At 39.9% G+C, this 15,605-nt stretch carries 25 protein-coding genes and 1 tRNA gene; 18 read left to right on the forward strand and 8 right to left on the reverse strand.

Annotation, left to right across the window (positions count from 1 at the left end):
- The first annotated feature begins 161 nt into the window (after positions 1–161).
- On the forward strand, positions 162–1,436 hold the full coding sequence (locus BDI_RS04140) for a hemolysin family protein (protein ID WP_005857328.1): 1,275 nt from the start codon (positions 162–164) through the stop codon (positions 1,434–1,436).
- A 9-nt stretch (positions 1,437–1,445) separates the two neighbouring features.
- Here BDI_RS04140 and BDI_RS04145 read toward each other — a convergent pair whose 3' ends face one another.
- The 7 genes from BDI_RS04145 to BDI_RS04175 form a co-directional block, all read right to left on the reverse strand.
- A complete protein-coding gene (locus tag BDI_RS04145; protein WP_008779783.1) occupies positions 1,446–2,168 on the reverse strand; it encodes a porin family protein in 723 nt (240 codons plus the stop codon).
- Positions 2,169–2,172: 4 nt separating this feature from the next.
- On the reverse strand, positions 2,173–2,739 hold the full coding sequence (locus BDI_RS04150) for a flavin reductase family protein (RefSeq protein ID WP_005862715.1): 567 nt from the start codon (positions 2,737–2,739) through the stop codon (positions 2,173–2,175).
- A gap of 92 nt (positions 2,740–2,831) precedes the next feature.
- Positions 2,832–3,296, reverse strand: a complete 465-nt coding sequence (pyrI, locus tag BDI_RS04155; protein WP_005857324.1) for an aspartate carbamoyltransferase regulatory subunit — start codon at positions 3,294–3,296, stop codon at positions 2,832–2,834.
- A gap of 12 nt (positions 3,297–3,308) precedes the next feature.
- Complete coding sequence (gene pyrB / locus BDI_RS04160; protein ID WP_005857322.1) at positions 3,309–4,229, reverse strand: aspartate carbamoyltransferase; 921 nt, start codon at positions 4,227–4,229, stop codon at positions 3,309–3,311.
- A 212-nt stretch (positions 4,230–4,441) separates the two neighbouring features.
- Positions 4,442–4,768: a hypothetical protein gene (locus BDI_RS04165; RefSeq protein WP_011966182.1), complete on the reverse strand. Its 327-nt coding sequence runs from the start codon at positions 4,766–4,768 to the stop codon at positions 4,442–4,444.
- Positions 4,769–4,946: 178 nt separating this feature from the next.
- Positions 4,947–5,831 (reverse strand): hypothetical protein, encoded by an 885-nt coding sequence (locus BDI_RS04170; protein WP_011966183.1) that lies wholly within the window; start codon positions 5,829–5,831, stop codon positions 4,947–4,949.
- A 50-nt stretch (positions 5,832–5,881) separates the two neighbouring features.
- Positions 5,882–6,550, reverse strand: coding sequence for a LexA family transcriptional regulator (locus tag BDI_RS04175; RefSeq protein WP_011966184.1), 669 nt, complete (start codon positions 6,548–6,550; stop codon positions 5,882–5,884).
- Positions 6,551–6,714: 164 nt separating this feature from the next.
- On the opposite strand from BDI_RS04175, the gene BDI_RS04180 reads away from it, so the two are divergent.
- From BDI_RS04180 to BDI_RS04195, 4 genes are all read left to right on the forward strand, one after another.
- The gene (locus BDI_RS04180; protein ID WP_041525652.1) at positions 6,715–6,972 is read left to right on the forward strand and encodes a hypothetical protein; all 258 of its coding nucleotides are present in this window, start codon (positions 6,715–6,717) and stop codon (positions 6,970–6,972) included.
- A 19-nt stretch (positions 6,973–6,991) separates the two neighbouring features.
- Positions 6,992–7,276 carry a hypothetical protein gene (locus tag BDI_RS04185; RefSeq protein ID WP_005638525.1) on the forward strand — a complete coding sequence of 95 codons (285 nt, stop codon included), beginning with the start codon at positions 6,992–6,994 and terminating at the stop codon, positions 7,274–7,276.
- A 66-nt stretch (positions 7,277–7,342) separates the two neighbouring features.
- Positions 7,343–7,624 (forward strand): SH3 beta-barrel fold-containing protein, encoded by a 282-nt coding sequence (locus BDI_RS04190; protein ID WP_237702613.1) that lies wholly within the window; start codon positions 7,343–7,345, stop codon positions 7,622–7,624.
- A gap of 337 nt (positions 7,625–7,961) precedes the next feature.
- Positions 7,962–8,159 (forward strand): hypothetical protein, encoded by a 198-nt coding sequence (locus tag BDI_RS04195; RefSeq protein WP_041525547.1) that lies wholly within the window; start codon positions 7,962–7,964, stop codon positions 8,157–8,159.
- Here BDI_RS04195 and BDI_RS04200 read toward each other — a convergent pair.
- A complete protein-coding gene (locus BDI_RS04200; RefSeq protein ID WP_011966187.1) occupies positions 8,128–8,448 on the reverse strand; it encodes a hypothetical protein in 321 nt (106 codons plus the stop codon). The two genes, BDI_RS04195 and BDI_RS04200, sit on opposite strands and share 32 nt — an antisense overlap.
- Positions 8,449–8,555: 107 nt before the next feature.
- On the opposite strand from BDI_RS04200, the gene BDI_RS20840 reads away from it, so the two are divergent.
- From BDI_RS20840 to BDI_RS04255, 13 genes are all read left to right on the forward strand, one after another.
- On the forward strand, positions 8,556–8,702 hold the full coding sequence (locus BDI_RS20840; protein WP_022191946.1) for a hypothetical protein: 147 nt from the start codon (positions 8,556–8,558) through the stop codon (positions 8,700–8,702).
- 6 nt (positions 8,703–8,708) lie between these two features.
- Positions 8,709–8,900 carry a hypothetical protein gene (locus tag BDI_RS04205; RefSeq protein WP_022191945.1) on the forward strand — a complete coding sequence of 64 codons (192 nt, stop codon included), beginning with the start codon at positions 8,709–8,711 and terminating at the stop codon, positions 8,898–8,900.
- A gap of 51 nt (positions 8,901–8,951) precedes the next feature.
- Positions 8,952–9,033, forward strand: a tRNA-Ala gene (locus BDI_RS20820).
- 23 nt (positions 9,034–9,056) lie between these two features.
- On the forward strand, positions 9,057–9,254 hold the full coding sequence (locus BDI_RS04210; protein ID WP_022191944.1) for a hypothetical protein: 198 nt from the start codon (positions 9,057–9,059) through the stop codon (positions 9,252–9,254).
- A gap of 24 nt (positions 9,255–9,278) precedes the next feature.
- On the forward strand, positions 9,279–9,677 hold the full coding sequence (locus tag BDI_RS21130) for a hypothetical protein (RefSeq protein WP_011966188.1): 399 nt from the start codon (positions 9,279–9,281) through the stop codon (positions 9,675–9,677).
- Positions 9,667–9,948, forward strand: coding sequence for a hypothetical protein (locus BDI_RS04220; protein ID WP_011966189.1), 282 nt, complete (start codon positions 9,667–9,669; stop codon positions 9,946–9,948). The genes BDI_RS21130 and BDI_RS04220 overlap by 11 nt, the downstream gene beginning before the upstream one ends.
- A 24-nt stretch (positions 9,949–9,972) precedes the next feature.
- Positions 9,973–10,905 (forward strand): ATP-binding protein, encoded by a 933-nt coding sequence (locus BDI_RS04225; protein ID WP_011966190.1) that lies wholly within the window; start codon positions 9,973–9,975, stop codon positions 10,903–10,905.
- Positions 10,895–11,671 carry a hypothetical protein gene (locus tag BDI_RS04230; RefSeq protein WP_011966191.1) on the forward strand — a complete coding sequence of 259 codons (777 nt, stop codon included), beginning with the start codon at positions 10,895–10,897 and terminating at the stop codon, positions 11,669–11,671. Before BDI_RS04225 ends, BDI_RS04230 begins: the two co-directional genes overlap by 11 nt.
- Positions 11,672–11,779: 108 nt before the next feature.
- On the forward strand, positions 11,780–12,217 hold the full coding sequence (locus BDI_RS04235) for a hypothetical protein (protein WP_011966192.1): 438 nt from the start codon (positions 11,780–11,782) through the stop codon (positions 12,215–12,217).
- The gene (locus BDI_RS04240; RefSeq protein WP_011966193.1) at positions 12,214–12,498 is read left to right on the forward strand and encodes a hypothetical protein; all 285 of its coding nucleotides are present in this window, start codon (positions 12,214–12,216) and stop codon (positions 12,496–12,498) included. Before BDI_RS04235 ends, BDI_RS04240 begins: the two co-directional genes overlap by 4 nt.
- Before the next feature lies 1 nt (position 12,499).
- Positions 12,500–13,342 carry a hypothetical protein gene (locus tag BDI_RS04245; protein ID WP_011966194.1) on the forward strand — a complete coding sequence of 281 codons (843 nt, stop codon included), beginning with the start codon at positions 12,500–12,502 and terminating at the stop codon, positions 13,340–13,342.
- A 603-nt stretch (positions 13,343–13,945) separates the two neighbouring features.
- A complete protein-coding gene (locus tag BDI_RS04250; RefSeq protein ID WP_041525548.1) occupies positions 13,946–14,422 on the forward strand; it encodes a recombination protein NinG in 477 nt (158 codons plus the stop codon).
- A complete protein-coding gene (locus BDI_RS04255; RefSeq protein WP_011966196.1) occupies positions 14,419–15,588 on the forward strand; it encodes a DEAD/DEAH box helicase in 1,170 nt (389 codons plus the stop codon). The genes BDI_RS04250 and BDI_RS04255 overlap by 4 nt, the downstream gene beginning before the upstream one ends.
- Positions 15,589–15,605: the final 17 nt, after the last annotated feature.

Genomic DNA, 15,605 nt, shown 5'->3' on the forward strand with positions numbered 1-15,605 from the left:
CACACTTTGTATTTGTCATGCAAAAGTACGCCTTTCTTTTGAAACCGCAAGGGATTCGTAAGGTTTTTTAGTTAAATGTAAGCGCAGACACTTAGGTGTCTTGTTTTATATATTAAAGTATTTATATATCTTCGCAGCATAATCAAACTATAAATTAATTAATGGAAATAGTCATTATTATTGGCCTTATCTTACTGAATGGAATTCTTGCGATGTCGGAAATCGCCTTGGTCTCAGCCCGGAAGGCTAGGTTGGAAACCGAAGCGAAACGTGGTAATAAATCTGCGGGCACTGCTTTGAAGCTGGCAAATGAGCCGGATAAGTTTCTCTCAACCATCCAGATCGGAATTACCTTGATCGGTATCTTGACCGGTTTGTACTCTGGCGAGGCGTTAGCTCATAATTTCGCTGTTATAATAGCGCAAATACCGGCCCTAGAACCGTATGCGTTGGGGATCGCTAAAACGACGATCGTTATTATCGTGACGTATCTTACACTTATATTCGGAGAGTTGGTACCGAAGCGGATCGGCATGGGGTGTGCCGAGAAGGTCTCTATGTTAGTTGCTAAACCCATGAATTTTCTTTCCTTGATATCCTCTCCTTTTGTTTGGCTACTTTCAAAGAGTACGGCGTTGGCTGTGAAGATGACGGGCGTGGATACGAAAGAGGAAAATAGGGTAACAGAGGAAGAAATCAAGGCGATCGTGAAAGAGGGCTTTGACGGTGGCGAGGTGCAAGAGGTAGAGCAGGACATCGTAGAGCGGGTCTTTAATCTGGGAGACCGTAACGTGGGTTCTATCATGACGCATCGTAGCGAGCTGGTTTGGCTGGATGTGACGGATAGTACGGAGAAGATTCGGGAGAAAGTGGAGGAGAACTTATTTAATATATATCCCGTGGCCTCGGAGAAGTTCGATAATATAGTAGGGGTCGTTTATCTGAAAGATTTGTTCGGAAGGATCGACCAACCGGATTTCTCGATCAACCAAGTACTCCGCCCGGCACAGTTCGTTCCCGAGAACCAGAGCGTATATAACGCCTTGGAATCTTTCAAGCAGACACACGTGAAATATGGACTCGTTACGGATGAGTTCGGAGGTATCCAAGGTATCGTAACCTTGAAGGATATTATGGAAGGCTTAATCGGACAAGTACCGGAAGTCGGAGAGGAGTCCGAGATCATACAACGTGAGGATGGTACTTGGTTGGTGGACGGCCAATATTCTTTCTATGATTTCTTGGAATATTTCGACATGGAGGATTTGTATGCCGAGCATGATTATAATACCTTGAGCGGCTTGATCCTAGAGATATTGGAACGTGTACCGAAGACGGGTGAGAAATTAAAGTGGCTGGACTTTGAGTTCGAGATCGTAGATATGGATGGCGCCCGGATCGATAAGGTTTTGGTCAAGTACTTGAAAAATGGGTAAAATGTCTTTTTAGAAGAGTACGCCGAGTGAGATACTCATCACGTTCGTTCGCTTGTCAATATTGATATCATAATTAATCTCGGGAACCGGGTTGTTGACTTTCTCGAAATCGGATTCCACTTGATTCAATCCGAACTCATAGACAAAGTCGAAGAATAGCCGTCCGATGCTAACCCCTACGCCCGTAGCGATATTGACTCCGAACGGGGTGTTGTCATTCACGTATTCTACATGCGTGGTGGAAGATTCTACCGTATAGGCGATCTTATAGTTGTATTTTAATTTGGGGCCGACCATAAGGCTAAGTCCGTAAGGCCCTTTCTTCACTAGGTTATAGCCTACCATTATGGGAACCTCTAAGGAACTGGTTTTCATCATCAAGAGGTCGGTAGTTGCCGATGTATTGGACAGCATATTATTTTCCGGCAAACTTTGAGGTATGGAAAAACGGATATTTCCCTCGGAGCGATGCCATGAGAAACTAGGCTGGAGGAAGAACCGTTCGATATTGACCCGGCAAAAGACCGCGGCCAGATAACCTACCTTATATTCGATGTCTATATTCTCCGCTTCCTTCCCATTGATGGAAAGGGAGTTTATGACTGGGAAAGTGGCGTTGAATCCCACTTTGGCTCCAAAGTTGAATGCCTTGTCCTCGAAACGCATGAAGCTCTGGGCTTCTGCTAACAGACCGAAAGATAGCAACGCTCCTATAAGGTAGACTTTTTTCATACCGTTATTTTTTCTTTTTCACGGACCAGCCGAATTTACCGACAAATTCACCTAACCCGTAATACTTACCATGCGAGTAAGCCAAAAGATCCGCTTTCTGCATATCAAAAGCCCCTGTCTCTGGGTCTAGATATCGGTCGTCGGCCTGTACGTTTACGACATCAGCGATAAACATATCATGACTTCCGAGAGCGATTACCTCTTTTACCCGGCATTCGATACAAAGCGGAGACTCGTCTATCGTAGGGGCGTTAACGACGGTCGCTTTTCCGGGAGTGAGCTTCATCTCCTCGAATTTATGATGGTCTTTCCCTGAGTTTACCCCGCACCAATCCGTGGCGTAGGCCAGCTCACGATTCGTCAAGTTGATGACGAATTCCATATTCTTCTTCAAGATCGGATAAGAGAATCGTTCCGGACGTACGGATATATAGCACATCGCCGGATTCGTACAAATCGTACCGACCCATGCGACTGTTATTATATTGTACTCGGAAGGCTCATTCCCACAACTCACCATTACGGCAGGCAATGGATAGATCATGGTTCCCGGTTTCCAATCGTGCTTCATAATAAAAACTGCGTTTTTATAATTGAAAGTTGAGAATTGAGAATTAAAGATTCCGTAAAGCTAATTCTCAATTCTCAATTCTCAACTTTCAATTATTTAATGATAATGTCTTCTTTATTAATCTTACGTTCGCAATAATGACATTTAATGGTTCCCTTCTCCTTGTCGATCACGTGGAAGCGGGAAAGCATCGGCTCATTATTGGTGATACATTTCGGATTGTTACATTTGACCAAGCCAATCAGCTCGTCGGGTAAAGTAACCGTCTTCTTCTCTACAACCTCATAATCACGGATAATGTTCAATATAATATTCGGGGCGATCATGGCGATACGGTTGATCTCGTCCTCCTCGAAAAATTTGTCGGCGATCTTGATCATACCCTTGCATCCCATCTTGTTGCTATGGAAATTATTGCCGATCGTGATCGTATTGTTCATTTTCTCCAGTCCCAGTAAAGAGGCTACCTTGAATAATTGGCTGGGAGGAATATGGTCTATGGCGGTACCGTTCTCTAAAGCGGCTACCTGCAACTCTTTTTTCTTTTCTGCTGACATAAAACTTCGTTTTTATTCGTCGATAGATATACCTAAAACTTCGCAAATGATAGCTTGGCGTGCGAACAGCCCGTTGCGTGCCTGCTGGATGTAATAAGCCTTTGGATTGTCATCTACATCGTAAGCGATCTCGTTCACACGGGGTAGCGGATGTAAGATACGCAGGTTTTCACGGCTGTTTCTCAGCATGTCGTTACGCAGGATATACACGTTCTTTACCCGCTCGTACTCTTCCAAGTCTGTGAAACGCTCACGTTGTACACGGGTCATATAAAGGATATCCGTCTGGTTGATGATATCTTCCGTGAAATCGGTATGCTCTTCGTATTTGAGCCCGTGCTTGTCGCAGAAGTTCTTTTGCTCGTCCGGCATGCGCAGCTCGTTCGGCGCGACGAAGTGGAAGGTCGGATGGAAGTGAGACATTCCCACGATCAAGGAGTGAACCGTACGGCCATACTTCAAATCGCCGACCATCGTGATGGTGAGGTTATCCAGCTTGCCTTGTGTCTTGCGAATGGAATACAGGTCCAGCATGGTTTGCGAGGGATGTTGGTTCGCCCCGTCACCAGCGTTGATGATAGGGACATCCGTCACCTCAGAAGCATAGCGGGCGGCTCCTTCCAGATGATGTCTCATAATGATCAAGTCCACGTAATTGCTTACCATCAAGATCGTATCTTTCAAGGTCTCGCCCTTGGAGGAACTAGTCGTGGAAGCGTCCGAGAAACCGATCACCCGTCCACCTAAACGGTTTACAGCTGTCTCGAAACTCAGTCTCGTACGTGTAGAGGGCTCGAAGAACAGGGTGGCGGCGACTTTGCCTTCCAGTAATTTCCGGTTCGGATTCTCCTCAAACTTCCTTGCGTTATCCAGAATACGAAGAATGTCCTCTTTGGAACATTGATCGATAGAAACTAAACTTTTACTCTTCATTTATATATTGTAATATGTTTATTGTCTGTTTCTTATCTTTCTAATTAATAACTGATGTAAAATATTTGTAAAAAATCAGCTATTGATTCAGAGATATAATGTTTCTCGTTTGGCAAAGATAAGTTTTTCTATACGATATTGTAACCTGTGATTAAAGAAATGTGTTGGGATTTTATAGCATCGAATAAGTAGGGGGCAATCACTCCCTTGCTTTATTTGTAAGCTTTTCCAATTCTTTTGCCTACAACTGCCCCTTGTTCGAACTTTGCGTTTTTTATATCCACGATCAATACGCCTTTGAGTCCTGATACGCCTTCTTTTTTAGCTTCTTCAAGGAATTGCGAAGCCAGCATGTCATATCCAGAATCCGAATCCGCATCAATAGCAATCACTAAAAAGCCGTTATCTGTAACAGCGGCTTTTTCGCAGGAAAATCCTGTGATAGTATCGATATATTTATCCGCACCGATTACTTCTGTTTTACCACCTCCGCAGGAAAAGGCGATTATGATTGTCATTAAAAATAAAATTTTCTTCATGCTACTTATGATTTAACTTGTTCTTTAATTCGTATCTTTGCCTTAAATACCATCATCTATGATAAATATGATATTTGATTTTTGGATAGCTTTTACAGTTACATGTTCGATTATAGCAGGGGTTTTGCTATTTATCTTTGTAGGTGCTGTTGTTCGCTGGCTGAGTGAAAAATGATGCTCATTGATTATTGGCAGCGTTTTCTGTTAACTTTTTAGTTCGACTCTCTATTAACGGGAGGCAACTAAAATCAGGGAATAAATTCTTTACATCTTCAGGTGCGGCGATTGCTGGTTGAATTTCTGTGCCTTTAAGAATTAGTTCCGATATGTTTAAGATAGAGTTTTTGATTCTTTCTAACTGTTCGTTATCTTCTTTGCTAAAATGCTCTTGTTGAATAAGTTTGGCTTCTTGCTCTATGACTATGTCAATTTGAGCTTTATTTAATCGTTTTAATTCCTCTAGCATTTCATTTCTTGCAGAAGCATTTCTATAAACTTCATAAGCGCTTCTACACTCTATTGTCTTTTTTGCCACAACTGCTCCTGCCCAAGCTAAACCTGTAAAAAGTAATAAAGCTGTACCTACTTTTATTACACACCAAAATGAACCGTGATCAAATTGTACGATTTCAATTTTGCCTCCTTCGTATTCACATATAACGGTAGAAAAAGCAAGTCGTAATTCGTTTGCTACTTTATTAAGTACGTCAAAATTACTTATTTTAGGAAGTTTAATATTAACAGTCTCCTTGTCTTGTTCATTTGGAACATATCCATTTATCCAACGATCCATTAATTCGACAGCTTTCTTTAGATCTGCTATCGTTGATAATGTATTTTTGCGTTTGTCAAATAAAATGGATTCACTGGATGAAGCTACTACAATAGGGTAAATTGATGAGTCATTCAATTTTATGAATTTTATAGATAGTAGTTTATCTAAAGCTATTTTCAATTTATCCGCATTGTTTATTCTGAAATTATCAGAAAACTCTTCAACGGTGACAGTCTGTATATTGCTCCACGCAATATTTAATGCTTGTTTAATATCAATTAGTCTCATAATTTATGATTTATGTGTAGATTCCATGTGTATTGGTTGAATGCCATAGTCTAAAACCGTTTTACAGCTCCTAATACTTGAAATATAGATCTTATCATTTTTGAAGGAAGCTGTTGTGGAGAATATTCAGCTGACTTGTTAGAAGGAATGAGCGTGTAAGAGTCATCTGTTTTTCCTGCTGCCAATCTTTTGATAGTACGCATATCATTAGTTGTAACGATAGCATATACTTCTCCAAGAGGAAGAAAGGATTTATCTTCTATTTTTTTTAAAGCAATCATGTCTCCGTGATTGATTTCAGGTTCCATGGAATGCCCTGTTACATTACACCAACAAGTTGCATCATTGTATTTTTTGAAGTCGATGAGATATTCCGGATTTATAGTTTGATCATTTAATACCAGGTCAAAACCACCAATAAAATCTACATTATAATATGGTACTCCTTTAGTGTAGCTTATTTTAGGTTCGTCTTTTGTATCATTACTATATTGATTTAGCATTTTACCATTGCCGGTAAGAAGCCATTCAGCCGAAATATTTTCTACTACATTGATTATTTTTTCAAGCATATCAGCGGATGGTTTCGACTGTCTTTTATCGCTAAGATAGTTCGATATACTTGTTGGCGCTATTTCTATTGCTTTAGCGAATTTAGCCTTGTTGCCTCCAAATAGCTCATCTATAATGATTTGTAATCTTTCGTTTATGCTCTGCATACTCTATTGATTATTAAATATAGTTAATTAAGAAAGAAATATACTCAAAAGATTTGCTATAAATACTCAATGTAGTATATTTGCGTCATCAATCAATCACGAAAACAAAGGTAAGCGTTCGTGTTGAGTAAAGCAATAGTATGAACACATTAAAATACACGATTATGGCACGATCTTATGAAACAGCATTAGCAGAACTCGAAAACAAAAAAGGCGAGTTAGAAGTGTTGAGCACAATTAGCGAAGAAGAAGCCTGCTATATATACAATGTAGATAGCAAGTCTGAGATCGTGAAGATTCTCTCTGATGAAATAGAAACTCTCGAAAGAGAGGTTGAATATCTCACCCCACTGGATTGGTCTAACGATCCTGTTGCCGAAATATTTGGTGGCTACGAAGCAATGAACAACTATTTATACTAACACATAAACACACACGATTATGAATATATTAGTTACTGAGAATTACAATCGTAAAGATATTTTCGAGATTGTAGATGAATATCCTCATGGTTATATAGTTTGGCCAATCGGCAGACGAAATTTTCCGTTTACAGGCTACGTGCCTCTCGCAAAGCCAACCGACGAACCTTATCATATTGATATTAATACGCTAAAGGCAATCAAGGTTAATGATAATGTCGCTGATCACATTCTTAATGAAGCCTCATTTAGAGGGGTGGATAAAGCAAAGTTTCACCACATTGTATCAAGTTTTAACCGATAGTCTTTGGACTACTTTAATATACACACGATTATGAAAATTTCAAATTTTAGACACAAAGTATTCTGTATGGCTTATGAGCTAATGAGAACAACCGGTAAAGCATTCGCTGTATGTCTTTCTCGCGCATGGGCTTTATACCGGTTGACAAAGCAAATGCACAGAGGTATTGTAACGTTCGCTTATGAAAAGGCAGATGGATCGCTTCGCCGTGCTAAGGGTACTCTCAAAGATGTTCAGGGCCTAATAAAAGGAACTGGATCAGAAAACTACAAAACTGTCCGCTACTTCGATGTAGATGCGAATGGATTCAGAAGCTTCAAGGTAGAAAACTTCATAACGGCTTACTAAAGCCCGGTCGGGTGGGCGTAGGGCATATCTCACCCGGTCACTTCTGATGGTTCTTTCTCTTACTTACACCTTAGTACCCGCAGAAATGGGGTTGAAACGAAAGGATAATATATAATAATGTATAAGCGTAGATAGCTTTTAGGCCGTGACCTACTGGGGTACATTATAAAAAGAAATTATCAAAGGGGTATGTATCCTTGTGGTGTTACGATCAGACGTTGGTTAACCGCTATCCCTTTTCAAAATATACCCGGTTCTGAAAGTGCGATGCTGCCGATCGGATCGGTTGCCGGGGACAAATAAGCAAGAAGAAAAGATAATTAAAATATCATAGCACATGAATTACAACATTGGACTAAAACAACAAGAAAAAGGCAACCAATTGACAATATCCATACACGTGGAAGATTTGCCGATCAGTTGCCTGAAAAATTTGGAGTGCATAAAAGACGATGCTGAGAAAGCGGTTACTTCTTACTTGAACCTTTTACGCGGAGATAAAGTCAATCATGAAAAGTCTCCAGATAGTCAATAAAGCATTTCAAAAGGAACAAGAAATTTTTAAAGACATCGTTTTCTGGCGGCAACGTTTTAATTATATACCCTTTGCATTTATTTGGCAGATCTACCAACTCTCTATTTAAAGGCAGATTTGGATCAAATGAATAAACCAAGTGTGTAAACTTTATAGCTTGCTCATACAACGGTTGCCCATCAAAGAGCATGTTGTTTACTGATGGTTCAAAGGAGTTATACTCGTCTAGTAAATCTTCGACTTTAGAACGTATGCCTTTAGCCAAGCTCAGATACCTTTCTGATTTCATACTTCTTAATTTTTTATGTTTTGCGCCGTAAAGTTAAGAAAACCCTCTGAAAAGGCGTGATGCCGTGGATCGAATCCATCAGAGGGCACAATTAAATATTAACGCTTATGAAAAAGACTATTTACGGGATAGCCCTGTTCGCTGGCTTTATCCTAATGGCATCAGAGTCCGCTACGTTCGTTCCTAATATTGTAGGTGTCGTAGTATTCACTTATTCTGCATACAAACTTGATTTAATAACAGCATTGAAATAATAAGACATGGAAACAAAAAATCTTGAAGAAATGACGAGGGAAGAACTGGTTGAATTGGTATATTCTCTTAATAAGGAAATTGAAGGTCTGCAAAAAGACCTTGATGTGTATAAAGGTTGGAAAAATAGAGAGGAGGATGCTCGCATATTGGCAGAGAAGAAATTAGCAGCCGCAAAAGCTTTCTTTGAAGTTGTTTAATTCGTTTGTGTTTAGGTTGTCAAAAGCAGTCGGGTGAAAGCCCCGGCACATGGGCGGTTAGCATATCGGTTAGTGCTTAGTGGTGCGCACCCAATTAATATAATTGAGGTCGGTTCGATTCCGACACTGCCCACAATCAATTAATGTAATTAGATTATGGAGAAAAAAGTAGAAATTATGCCTCGTATGCGCGATTTAAAGAAAGGGAAGAAAGTAGAGTTCCCTATCGATAAAGTCTGTACGGTACGCAACAATGTTTCCTTGCTTAATGCGCAAGGGTACAAAAATGGATATAAGTGGAGATCGGAAACTAATGTACCGAAAGGGACTGTTACAGTATTTAGAGATTCCTGATTCAAACTTTAAATACACACGATTATGAAAGTATTCACCGAGCTAACGCCCGAATGTGACATTACAGCACAAATGTACGCAGCAGGGTATGAAAAAAAGGAGATTGCCGTATTGAAGCATCGTGCAGTAAGTACGATAAATAACCAGCTTCAAACGGCATTTTTAATTTTGGGTGTTCGGAATGGGAGAGAGCTAGCACTAAAATTGGCTGAAAGGATATCTGGGATCCGGTTGACACTGGACTTTTCGCCTACCATGAAATCGGCGGTTGCTAGTGTCCTTTTGATAATCCTTTGTTTAGATAGTCATTTTGACATGAGACGGCAAAGAGTCCGAATCCGTTTTAACGCGAATGTAGAACTTATCGCCCGTGTCCGTGTAAGAGCGAGAGGGCGAGATATACCATTTCTTTATGGAAATTGATGTTTGGCAATTACAGAATATAATAAAAGCAGCTGCGAAGGAAGCGGTTAGCGAATATGCGATCTCCAAGGATCCGGTCATTGATGAGATTACGGAAACGCAAGCCATACGACTTGGATTTGGTAGAAGGTGGTTGGCTCATCAGTGCGCTACAGGAGCATTGACTTGGAAAAGGGCTGGTGTACATAGGAATAGTCCTAAAGTTTATTCGCTGAAGAAACTTAAAGAATTGAAGGATGGTATAGATCCTTTATTGAAGTCTCTAATATAATTACTAACTAAAAATATAACAATCATGAGTTTAATCAGAAAATCAACGGAATTGAATATTCCAACAAACGTAAAGATGATGATTTACGGTCAAGCAGGTATGGGTAAGAGCACAGTAGCTTTGAGTGCACCAAAGCCTCTGTTGTTGGATTTTGACAATGGTGTTAAGCGTATGAATATGGCTCATTTGGAGAATATTGACACTGTGCAGGTCACTTCTTGGAATGATGTTCAGCTGGTTTTGCAAGAAGATTTGTCTGTTTATCAGACTATTGTGGTTGATACCATTGGTAAGATGATGGATTTTATCATCACTTATAAATGTGGAACCAGGCAGCCATCTATTCGAGATTGGGGCGGTATCAATGCTGAATTTTCTTGGATGACAAGAACACTATCAAGTCTGAGGAAACATATCATTTTTGTTGCCCATCGTGACACAAGAAAAGAGGGTGATGATACGGTGTTTATTCCTGCCTTACGTGAGAAGTCCTACAACTCCATCGTCACCGAACTTGATTTGTTAGGTTACTTGGAAATGAAGAGTGAGAGAGGAGTGCAGAGACGTACTATTACTTTCGATCCGACATCAAGGAATGACGGAAAGAATACTTGTAACTTGCCTTCAGTGATGGAAGTACCTACCATCCTTGACAAAAACGGCAATCCGACGACCAAGAATGATTTTATCTCTACTCGGATTATTGCTCCATATCTTACTATGTTGCAATCAAAAAAGGCTGAACAAGAAGCATATAACAAAGTGCTATCTGATATAACAGGCTGTTTAGAATTAGTTGCCGACGCAGCTTCAGCGAATGACTTTATCGCCCATATTGATGATTTCAACCATGTGGGAAGTTCAAAGATGAAAGCCTCAATGATGTTGGCAGCTAAGGCGAAAGAATTAGGACTGATTTTTAACAAAAAGACTAAAACTTATTCAGATGCAGCCTAAGTATAAGATATATGCTACATTATTGGATTCTTACTTCAATTACCTTAATAGCGATGTCATATATGAGCGTTATTATGGGTGGAGTGAGAATCCGCCTTGTACAGAAGAAGAGTTTCAGCAGAAGCAGTTCCAAGAACTGATAGACCGTATTAACCGTAAACCGTTTGACAGCGAAGCTGCCGACAAGGGTACGGCTTTTAATGAGGTCATTGACTGTATGATTGAGAACCGGAAATCTGAAACGGTGCAGGTAGAAAAGATATATTCTGATATAGGGAATGGCGAGCAAAAGGTTATAGCCTTGAAAGCCGTTTATAACAATCGTTCATTTGTCTTTCCTATATCCCTTTGTCGTGAGTTCGCAAATTACTACAAAGGGGCGTTGACGCAGCAACGTGTAGAGGCAATCCTTCCGACTGCATACGGCAATGTATTGGTTTACGGTCTGATTGACGAACTGATGCCTACCAGTGTTCACGACATCAAAACAACCGGTAGTTATACCGTGGGAAAGTTCAAAGATCACCACCAGCATTTAGTATATCCATACGCTTTAATGAAGAACGGTTCTGATGTACGGACATTTGAGTATAACATTGTAGAGTTCAACAAAGGCGGCTATGTGGTAGATACCTATACAGAAACATACGTTTTCAATCCTGAACGTGATATTCCTATTCTTACTAATCATTGTGAGGAGTTTATCCGGTTCTTGGAAGAAAACAGAGCACTTATAACCGATACTAAAATCTTTGGAAATGGATGATGGTGTTTATCTTGATGAAATAGGAAAAGAAGTAGTATTCATCAATGATTTTGAATATTCACGAGAAGAGTTTGATACCATTGTTGATATATGTGGAGATTGTAATATATGATCTATGACCTCAAAAATGAATACCAAATACCCAAGTTTAAAGAGTATGTAAACAAATTGTTCAAAGAGCGTGCGGTAGTTGAAGTAAAAAAGAAATTACCTAATCGCACGCTCGCTCAGAACTCTTATTTACATCTTCTTTTAGGGTACTTTGGCAGTGAATACGGTTGCAGCCTCGATGAAGCAAAAATTGACTTCTATAAGAGGACTTGCAACCGTGATTTGTTTGAACGCAAGACGGTGAACAAAAAAGGTAAAGAAGTAACTTATTTGCGTAGCTCTGCTGAACTGACAACGGGTGAAATGACTCTTTCTATTGACCGTTTCCGTAATTGGAGCGCATCAATAGCTGGTATCTATTTGCCGGCCGCCAATGAACATCAAATGTTGATATATGCACAACAAGAAATTCAACGCAATCAAGAATTTATATGATACGAAAAGAGAAAATCGAACAAATGAAAGTTTTGATCTCCCAAAAACAACAGGAGATTCGGGATCTGCGACAGCTGGTAGGAGAAGAAATGATCGCTGATTTTTACGAGACACATAATCTCAAAGAAGGCCAGCATTTTTATTTTAATGATAAAGAGTGTGTAGGCGTAGAAATGTCTGCTGATTGGGGATGTTTGAAAACATTCCCTATAACCGCTAAGGGAGAAGTCTCTAAGAAGGGGATGATTATTCATAGTGAGGAATCTATTAAACCGGTATAGCATGATAGAGACAAAGAATAACGAAATAAGGTATTTTACATCTGATCCCCAAAAGATGCTCAATAAATACCTTGCTCAACGAGTCCTAAAAACATGGACAGAGGACTTTATTGATGAAGATACTAGCGAGGTTGTATCAATTGAGCGTAATGAATTACTGTTTCAGAGAGGAACATTGATAGATCAGGATGTTCTTGCTCAAATCCGATTCTGTTATGAGTCTGGTGATATAACAAAGGATATTGAGGTAAGTAATCAAAAACGTTTGGCTGTTGAGCTGGTAAATGACTACTTACAGCCTTATATCGCTCAGGCCACTATTGATAGCAAAAAGTGTAAATTCCTGTTTTATGCAACCAGTGTAGATTCTGCACTTCTTCTCTTAAAGGATTATATTGAACTGAACTTTACGGCAGGCTTCATTATTAACATGGTTAAAGAGTTTGATTCCTGTGTAATCCTTACTGACACATTAAAAGAAAAGAAGATCGATACTTTGCCTTTGGATTTTCCCGATAATGATCCTGATGACAAGCCGGACGTTGATGAAGAGGAAGAACCGAAGAATTGTGATCGGAAGTTTTACCAGATAGAAACAAAAATTCTATTTGACGAGGATGAACGTTCAGCGACATTTGTTGTCCACACTTACAATGTTGATCGGGCAATGATGTTGATTACTTCTTATCTCAAAAAGAAGCAGGATGAACATGAGCAAGAAGCTAAAGAAAAGGGAAATCCGTTTGAAAAGAAAGAGATTCATACTATGATTGAGGTTGCAAAGCCTATATCGGTAGGACGGTTTATTCCTCGTGAATTTTCAATGGCTTATTCTGGTAAATAGGTTTATCTTGATATGCCTTGATCGGTTATCCGGAAACAATTACTGCCATGAGACGGAAAGTTTGTGTAGCAATCGCAAATAGCCGGGTGAAAGCCCCGGCACATGGGCGGTCAGTAGTCTGGGATGAAACATTACGGAGTGCGCATGACGTAAAGAGATCGGTTCGATACCGGTACCGTCCACAAACCCTTTAGAGAGAAACCTCCTATAAAAGTATTGAAAGTAGAGTGAAGATAGCGCAGATGTTTTTCCGCACGGCATCGGTTAGCCATTGACTCTATCTGAAAGGTAATGCGAAATTGGTACAGGAGGTATGATATGGAAGTGAGCAGCACTTTTAACTGCATGATTGACTTTGTATGTACCCCGGGGAATACGCCTCGGGGTTTTCTTTGAAACTAAATTATATCACCATGAATATAGAATCTTTGAATAACTGGTCAGCGACTATTAATAATAGTCGCTGCCATTTGGGGTATTATGGATCTAACGTGGATTGGGTTATGCTTGATAAATCACAAAGAGAGGGGGGATGATAATGGATTTTGGTAATGATATGCCGGATTATGAGTCGGATGATTTTGATAATTATAATTATGACTGATTATGTATTACATAAAACGAAAGACTAAAAAGAAAGATAAGCCTTTGTCCCTGTTTGATAAAGCAGGGGTGACAGTTAAGAAGAAGCCGGATCTGAAAGCGAAACTCGACAAGGAGTTTTCCCTTTTCATCCGGCTTCGTGATTGTATGCCGAACGGATATTTTAAATGTATCTCATGTGGACAGATTAAACCGTTTGAGCAGGCAGATAACGGGCATTACATAAATCGACAGCATATGAGTACCCGTTTCGATGAAATGAACTGTAACGCTCAATGTCGGCACTGTAACCGCTTCATGGAGGGTAATATTCAGAATTACCGCAAAGGATTGATTGCCAAGTATGGTGAACAGAGAGTTGTCCTACTCGAAGCAAAGCAGGGTATTAGCCGGAAGTTTACCGATTTTGAGTACGAGCAATTAATCAAGTATTACAAGGCGCTTAATAAGAAGCTTAAAAAGGAGAGAGGATTATGAGTTATGTATTGCGAGATTATCAACAGAAAGCCTCTGATGCAGCTGTTTCCTTCTTTAACAACAAGGCGAAGAAGACGAATGCTATCATGGTTCTTCCTACAGGATCAGGGAAGTCACTTATTATAGCCGACATTGCTGCAAGGCTTGACGGGCACACCTTAGTGTTTCAGCCCAGCAAGGAAATACTCGAGCAAAATTTCAAGAAGCTATGTTCTTATGGCATCTTAGATTGTTCGATATATTCAGCTTCTTTTGGAAGAAAAGAAATATCAAGGATCACATTCGCCACGATCGGTAGTGTAATAAATCATCCGGATTTGTTTTCTCATTTCCAGTCTATCATTATAGATGAGTGTCACTTGGTAAATCCTAAAGAAGGAATGTATAAGACATTCTTAGAACTTCTCAAATGCAAGGTTCTTGGTTTAACGGCAACGCCATATCGATTAAGTAGTTCGCAAGAGTTTGGTTCTATGCTGAAATTCATTACCCGAACACGTCCGGCTATATTCAAGGATGTAATCTATCATGTGCAGGTCTCGACCTTGCTTGATATGGGTTATCTTTCAAAGGTAAACTACTATTCTATGAATCCTACTGGATGGAATGAACTCAATTTGAAGATAAATACCACTGGTGCGGACTTCACAGATAAATCCGTTCAAAGGGAATATGAACGGATTGACTTTTATAGTTACATCGTTCATATCGTCCAAAGATTGATGAATCCGAAAGCAGGAGGTAAGAGGAATGGTATTTTAGTCTTTACCCGGTTCTTGAAAGAAGCAGAACGACTAACTTGGTCGATACCCGGTTGTGTTATTGTTTCCGGCGATACTCCAAAGAAAGAACGTGAAAGAATACTCGAAATGTTCAAGACCGGTGAAATACCTGTTGTTGCCAATGTTGGAGTACTCACCACCGGCTTTGACTACCCAGAGCTTGATACGGTTGTGATGGCCAGACCTACCATGTCGCTTGCGATGTATTACCAGATTGTAGGCCGTTGCATCCGTCCATACAAAGGAAAGACGGCATGGTTTGTTGATCTATGCGGTAATATCAATCGTTTTGGAAAAGTAGCTGATTTGTATTTGAAAGATTCCGGCAATGGTAAGTGGGCGGTATTTTCGAAAGGACGGCAATTGACAAACGTAAGATTTTAGTTTATGGATATACTAAG

The organism is Parabacteroides distasonis ATCC 8503 (genome assembly GCF_000012845.1).
GTDB lineage: Bacteria > Bacteroidota > Bacteroidia > Bacteroidales > Tannerellaceae > Parabacteroides > Parabacteroides distasonis.

Coding starts and splice junctions, on each gene's coding strand:
- BDI_RS04235 (WP_011966192.1), top strand. CDS start 11,780: ATGATCTATGACCTCAAAAATGAATACCAAATACCCAAGTTTAAAGAG.
- BDI_RS04140 (WP_005857328.1), top strand. CDS start 162: ATGGAAATAGTCATTATTATTGGCCTTATCTTACTGAATGGAATTCTT.
- BDI_RS04205 (WP_022191945.1), top strand. CDS start 8,709: ATGGAAACAAAAAATCTTGAAGAAATGACGAGGGAAGAACTGGTTGAA.
- pyrI (WP_005857324.1), bottom strand. CDS start 3,296: ATGTCAGCAGAAAAGAAAAAAGAGTTGCAGGTAGCCGCTTTAGAGAAC.
- BDI_RS04185 (WP_005638525.1), top strand. CDS start 6,992: ATGAATATATTAGTTACTGAGAATTACAATCGTAAAGATATTTTCGAG.
- BDI_RS04195 (WP_041525547.1), top strand. CDS start 7,962: ATGAATTACAACATTGGACTAAAACAACAAGAAAAAGGCAACCAATTG.
- BDI_RS04190 (WP_237702613.1), top strand. CDS start 7,343: ATGGCTTATGAGCTAATGAGAACAACCGGTAAAGCATTCGCTGTATGT.
- BDI_RS04230 (WP_011966191.1), top strand. CDS start 10,895: ATGCAGCCTAAGTATAAGATATATGCTACATTATTGGATTCTTACTTC.
- BDI_RS04150 (WP_005862715.1), bottom strand. CDS start 2,739: ATGAAGCACGATTGGAAACCGGGAACCATGATCTATCCATTGCCTGCC.
- BDI_RS04245 (WP_011966194.1), top strand. CDS start 12,500: ATGATAGAGACAAAGAATAACGAAATAAGGTATTTTACATCTGATCCC.
- BDI_RS04170 (WP_011966183.1), bottom strand. CDS start 5,831: ATGAGACTAATTGATATTAAACAAGCATTAAATATTGCGTGGAGCAAT.
- BDI_RS04220 (WP_011966189.1), top strand. CDS start 9,667: ATGGAAATTGATGTTTGGCAATTACAGAATATAATAAAAGCAGCTGCG.
- BDI_RS04240 (WP_011966193.1), top strand. CDS start 12,214: ATGATACGAAAAGAGAAAATCGAACAAATGAAAGTTTTGATCTCCCAA.
- pyrB (WP_005857322.1), bottom strand. CDS start 4,229: ATGAAGAGTAAAAGTTTAGTTTCTATCGATCAATGTTCCAAAGAGGAC.
- BDI_RS04225 (WP_011966190.1), top strand. CDS start 9,973: ATGAGTTTAATCAGAAAATCAACGGAATTGAATATTCCAACAAACGTA.
- BDI_RS04175 (WP_011966184.1), bottom strand. CDS start 6,550: ATGCAGAGCATAAACGAAAGATTACAAATCATTATAGATGAGCTATTT.
- BDI_RS04210 (WP_022191944.1), top strand. CDS start 9,057: ATGGAGAAAAAAGTAGAAATTATGCCTCGTATGCGCGATTTAAAGAAA.
- BDI_RS04180 (WP_041525652.1), top strand. CDS start 6,715: ATGGCACGATCTTATGAAACAGCATTAGCAGAACTCGAAAACAAAAAA.
- BDI_RS04145 (WP_008779783.1), bottom strand. CDS start 2,168: ATGAAAAAAGTCTACCTTATAGGAGCGTTGCTATCTTTCGGTCTGTTA.
- BDI_RS20840 (WP_022191946.1), top strand. CDS start 8,556: ATGAAAAAGACTATTTACGGGATAGCCCTGTTCGCTGGCTTTATCCTA.
- BDI_RS04200 (WP_011966187.1), bottom strand. CDS start 8,448: ATGAAATCAGAAAGGTATCTGAGCTTGGCTAAAGGCATACGTTCTAAA.
- BDI_RS04255 (WP_011966196.1), top strand. CDS start 14,419: ATGAGTTATGTATTGCGAGATTATCAACAGAAAGCCTCTGATGCAGCT.
- BDI_RS04165 (WP_011966182.1), bottom strand. CDS start 4,768: ATGAAGAAAATTTTATTTTTAATGACAATCATAATCGCCTTTTCCTGC.
- BDI_RS21130 (WP_011966188.1), top strand. CDS start 9,279: ATGAAAGTATTCACCGAGCTAACGCCCGAATGTGACATTACAGCACAA.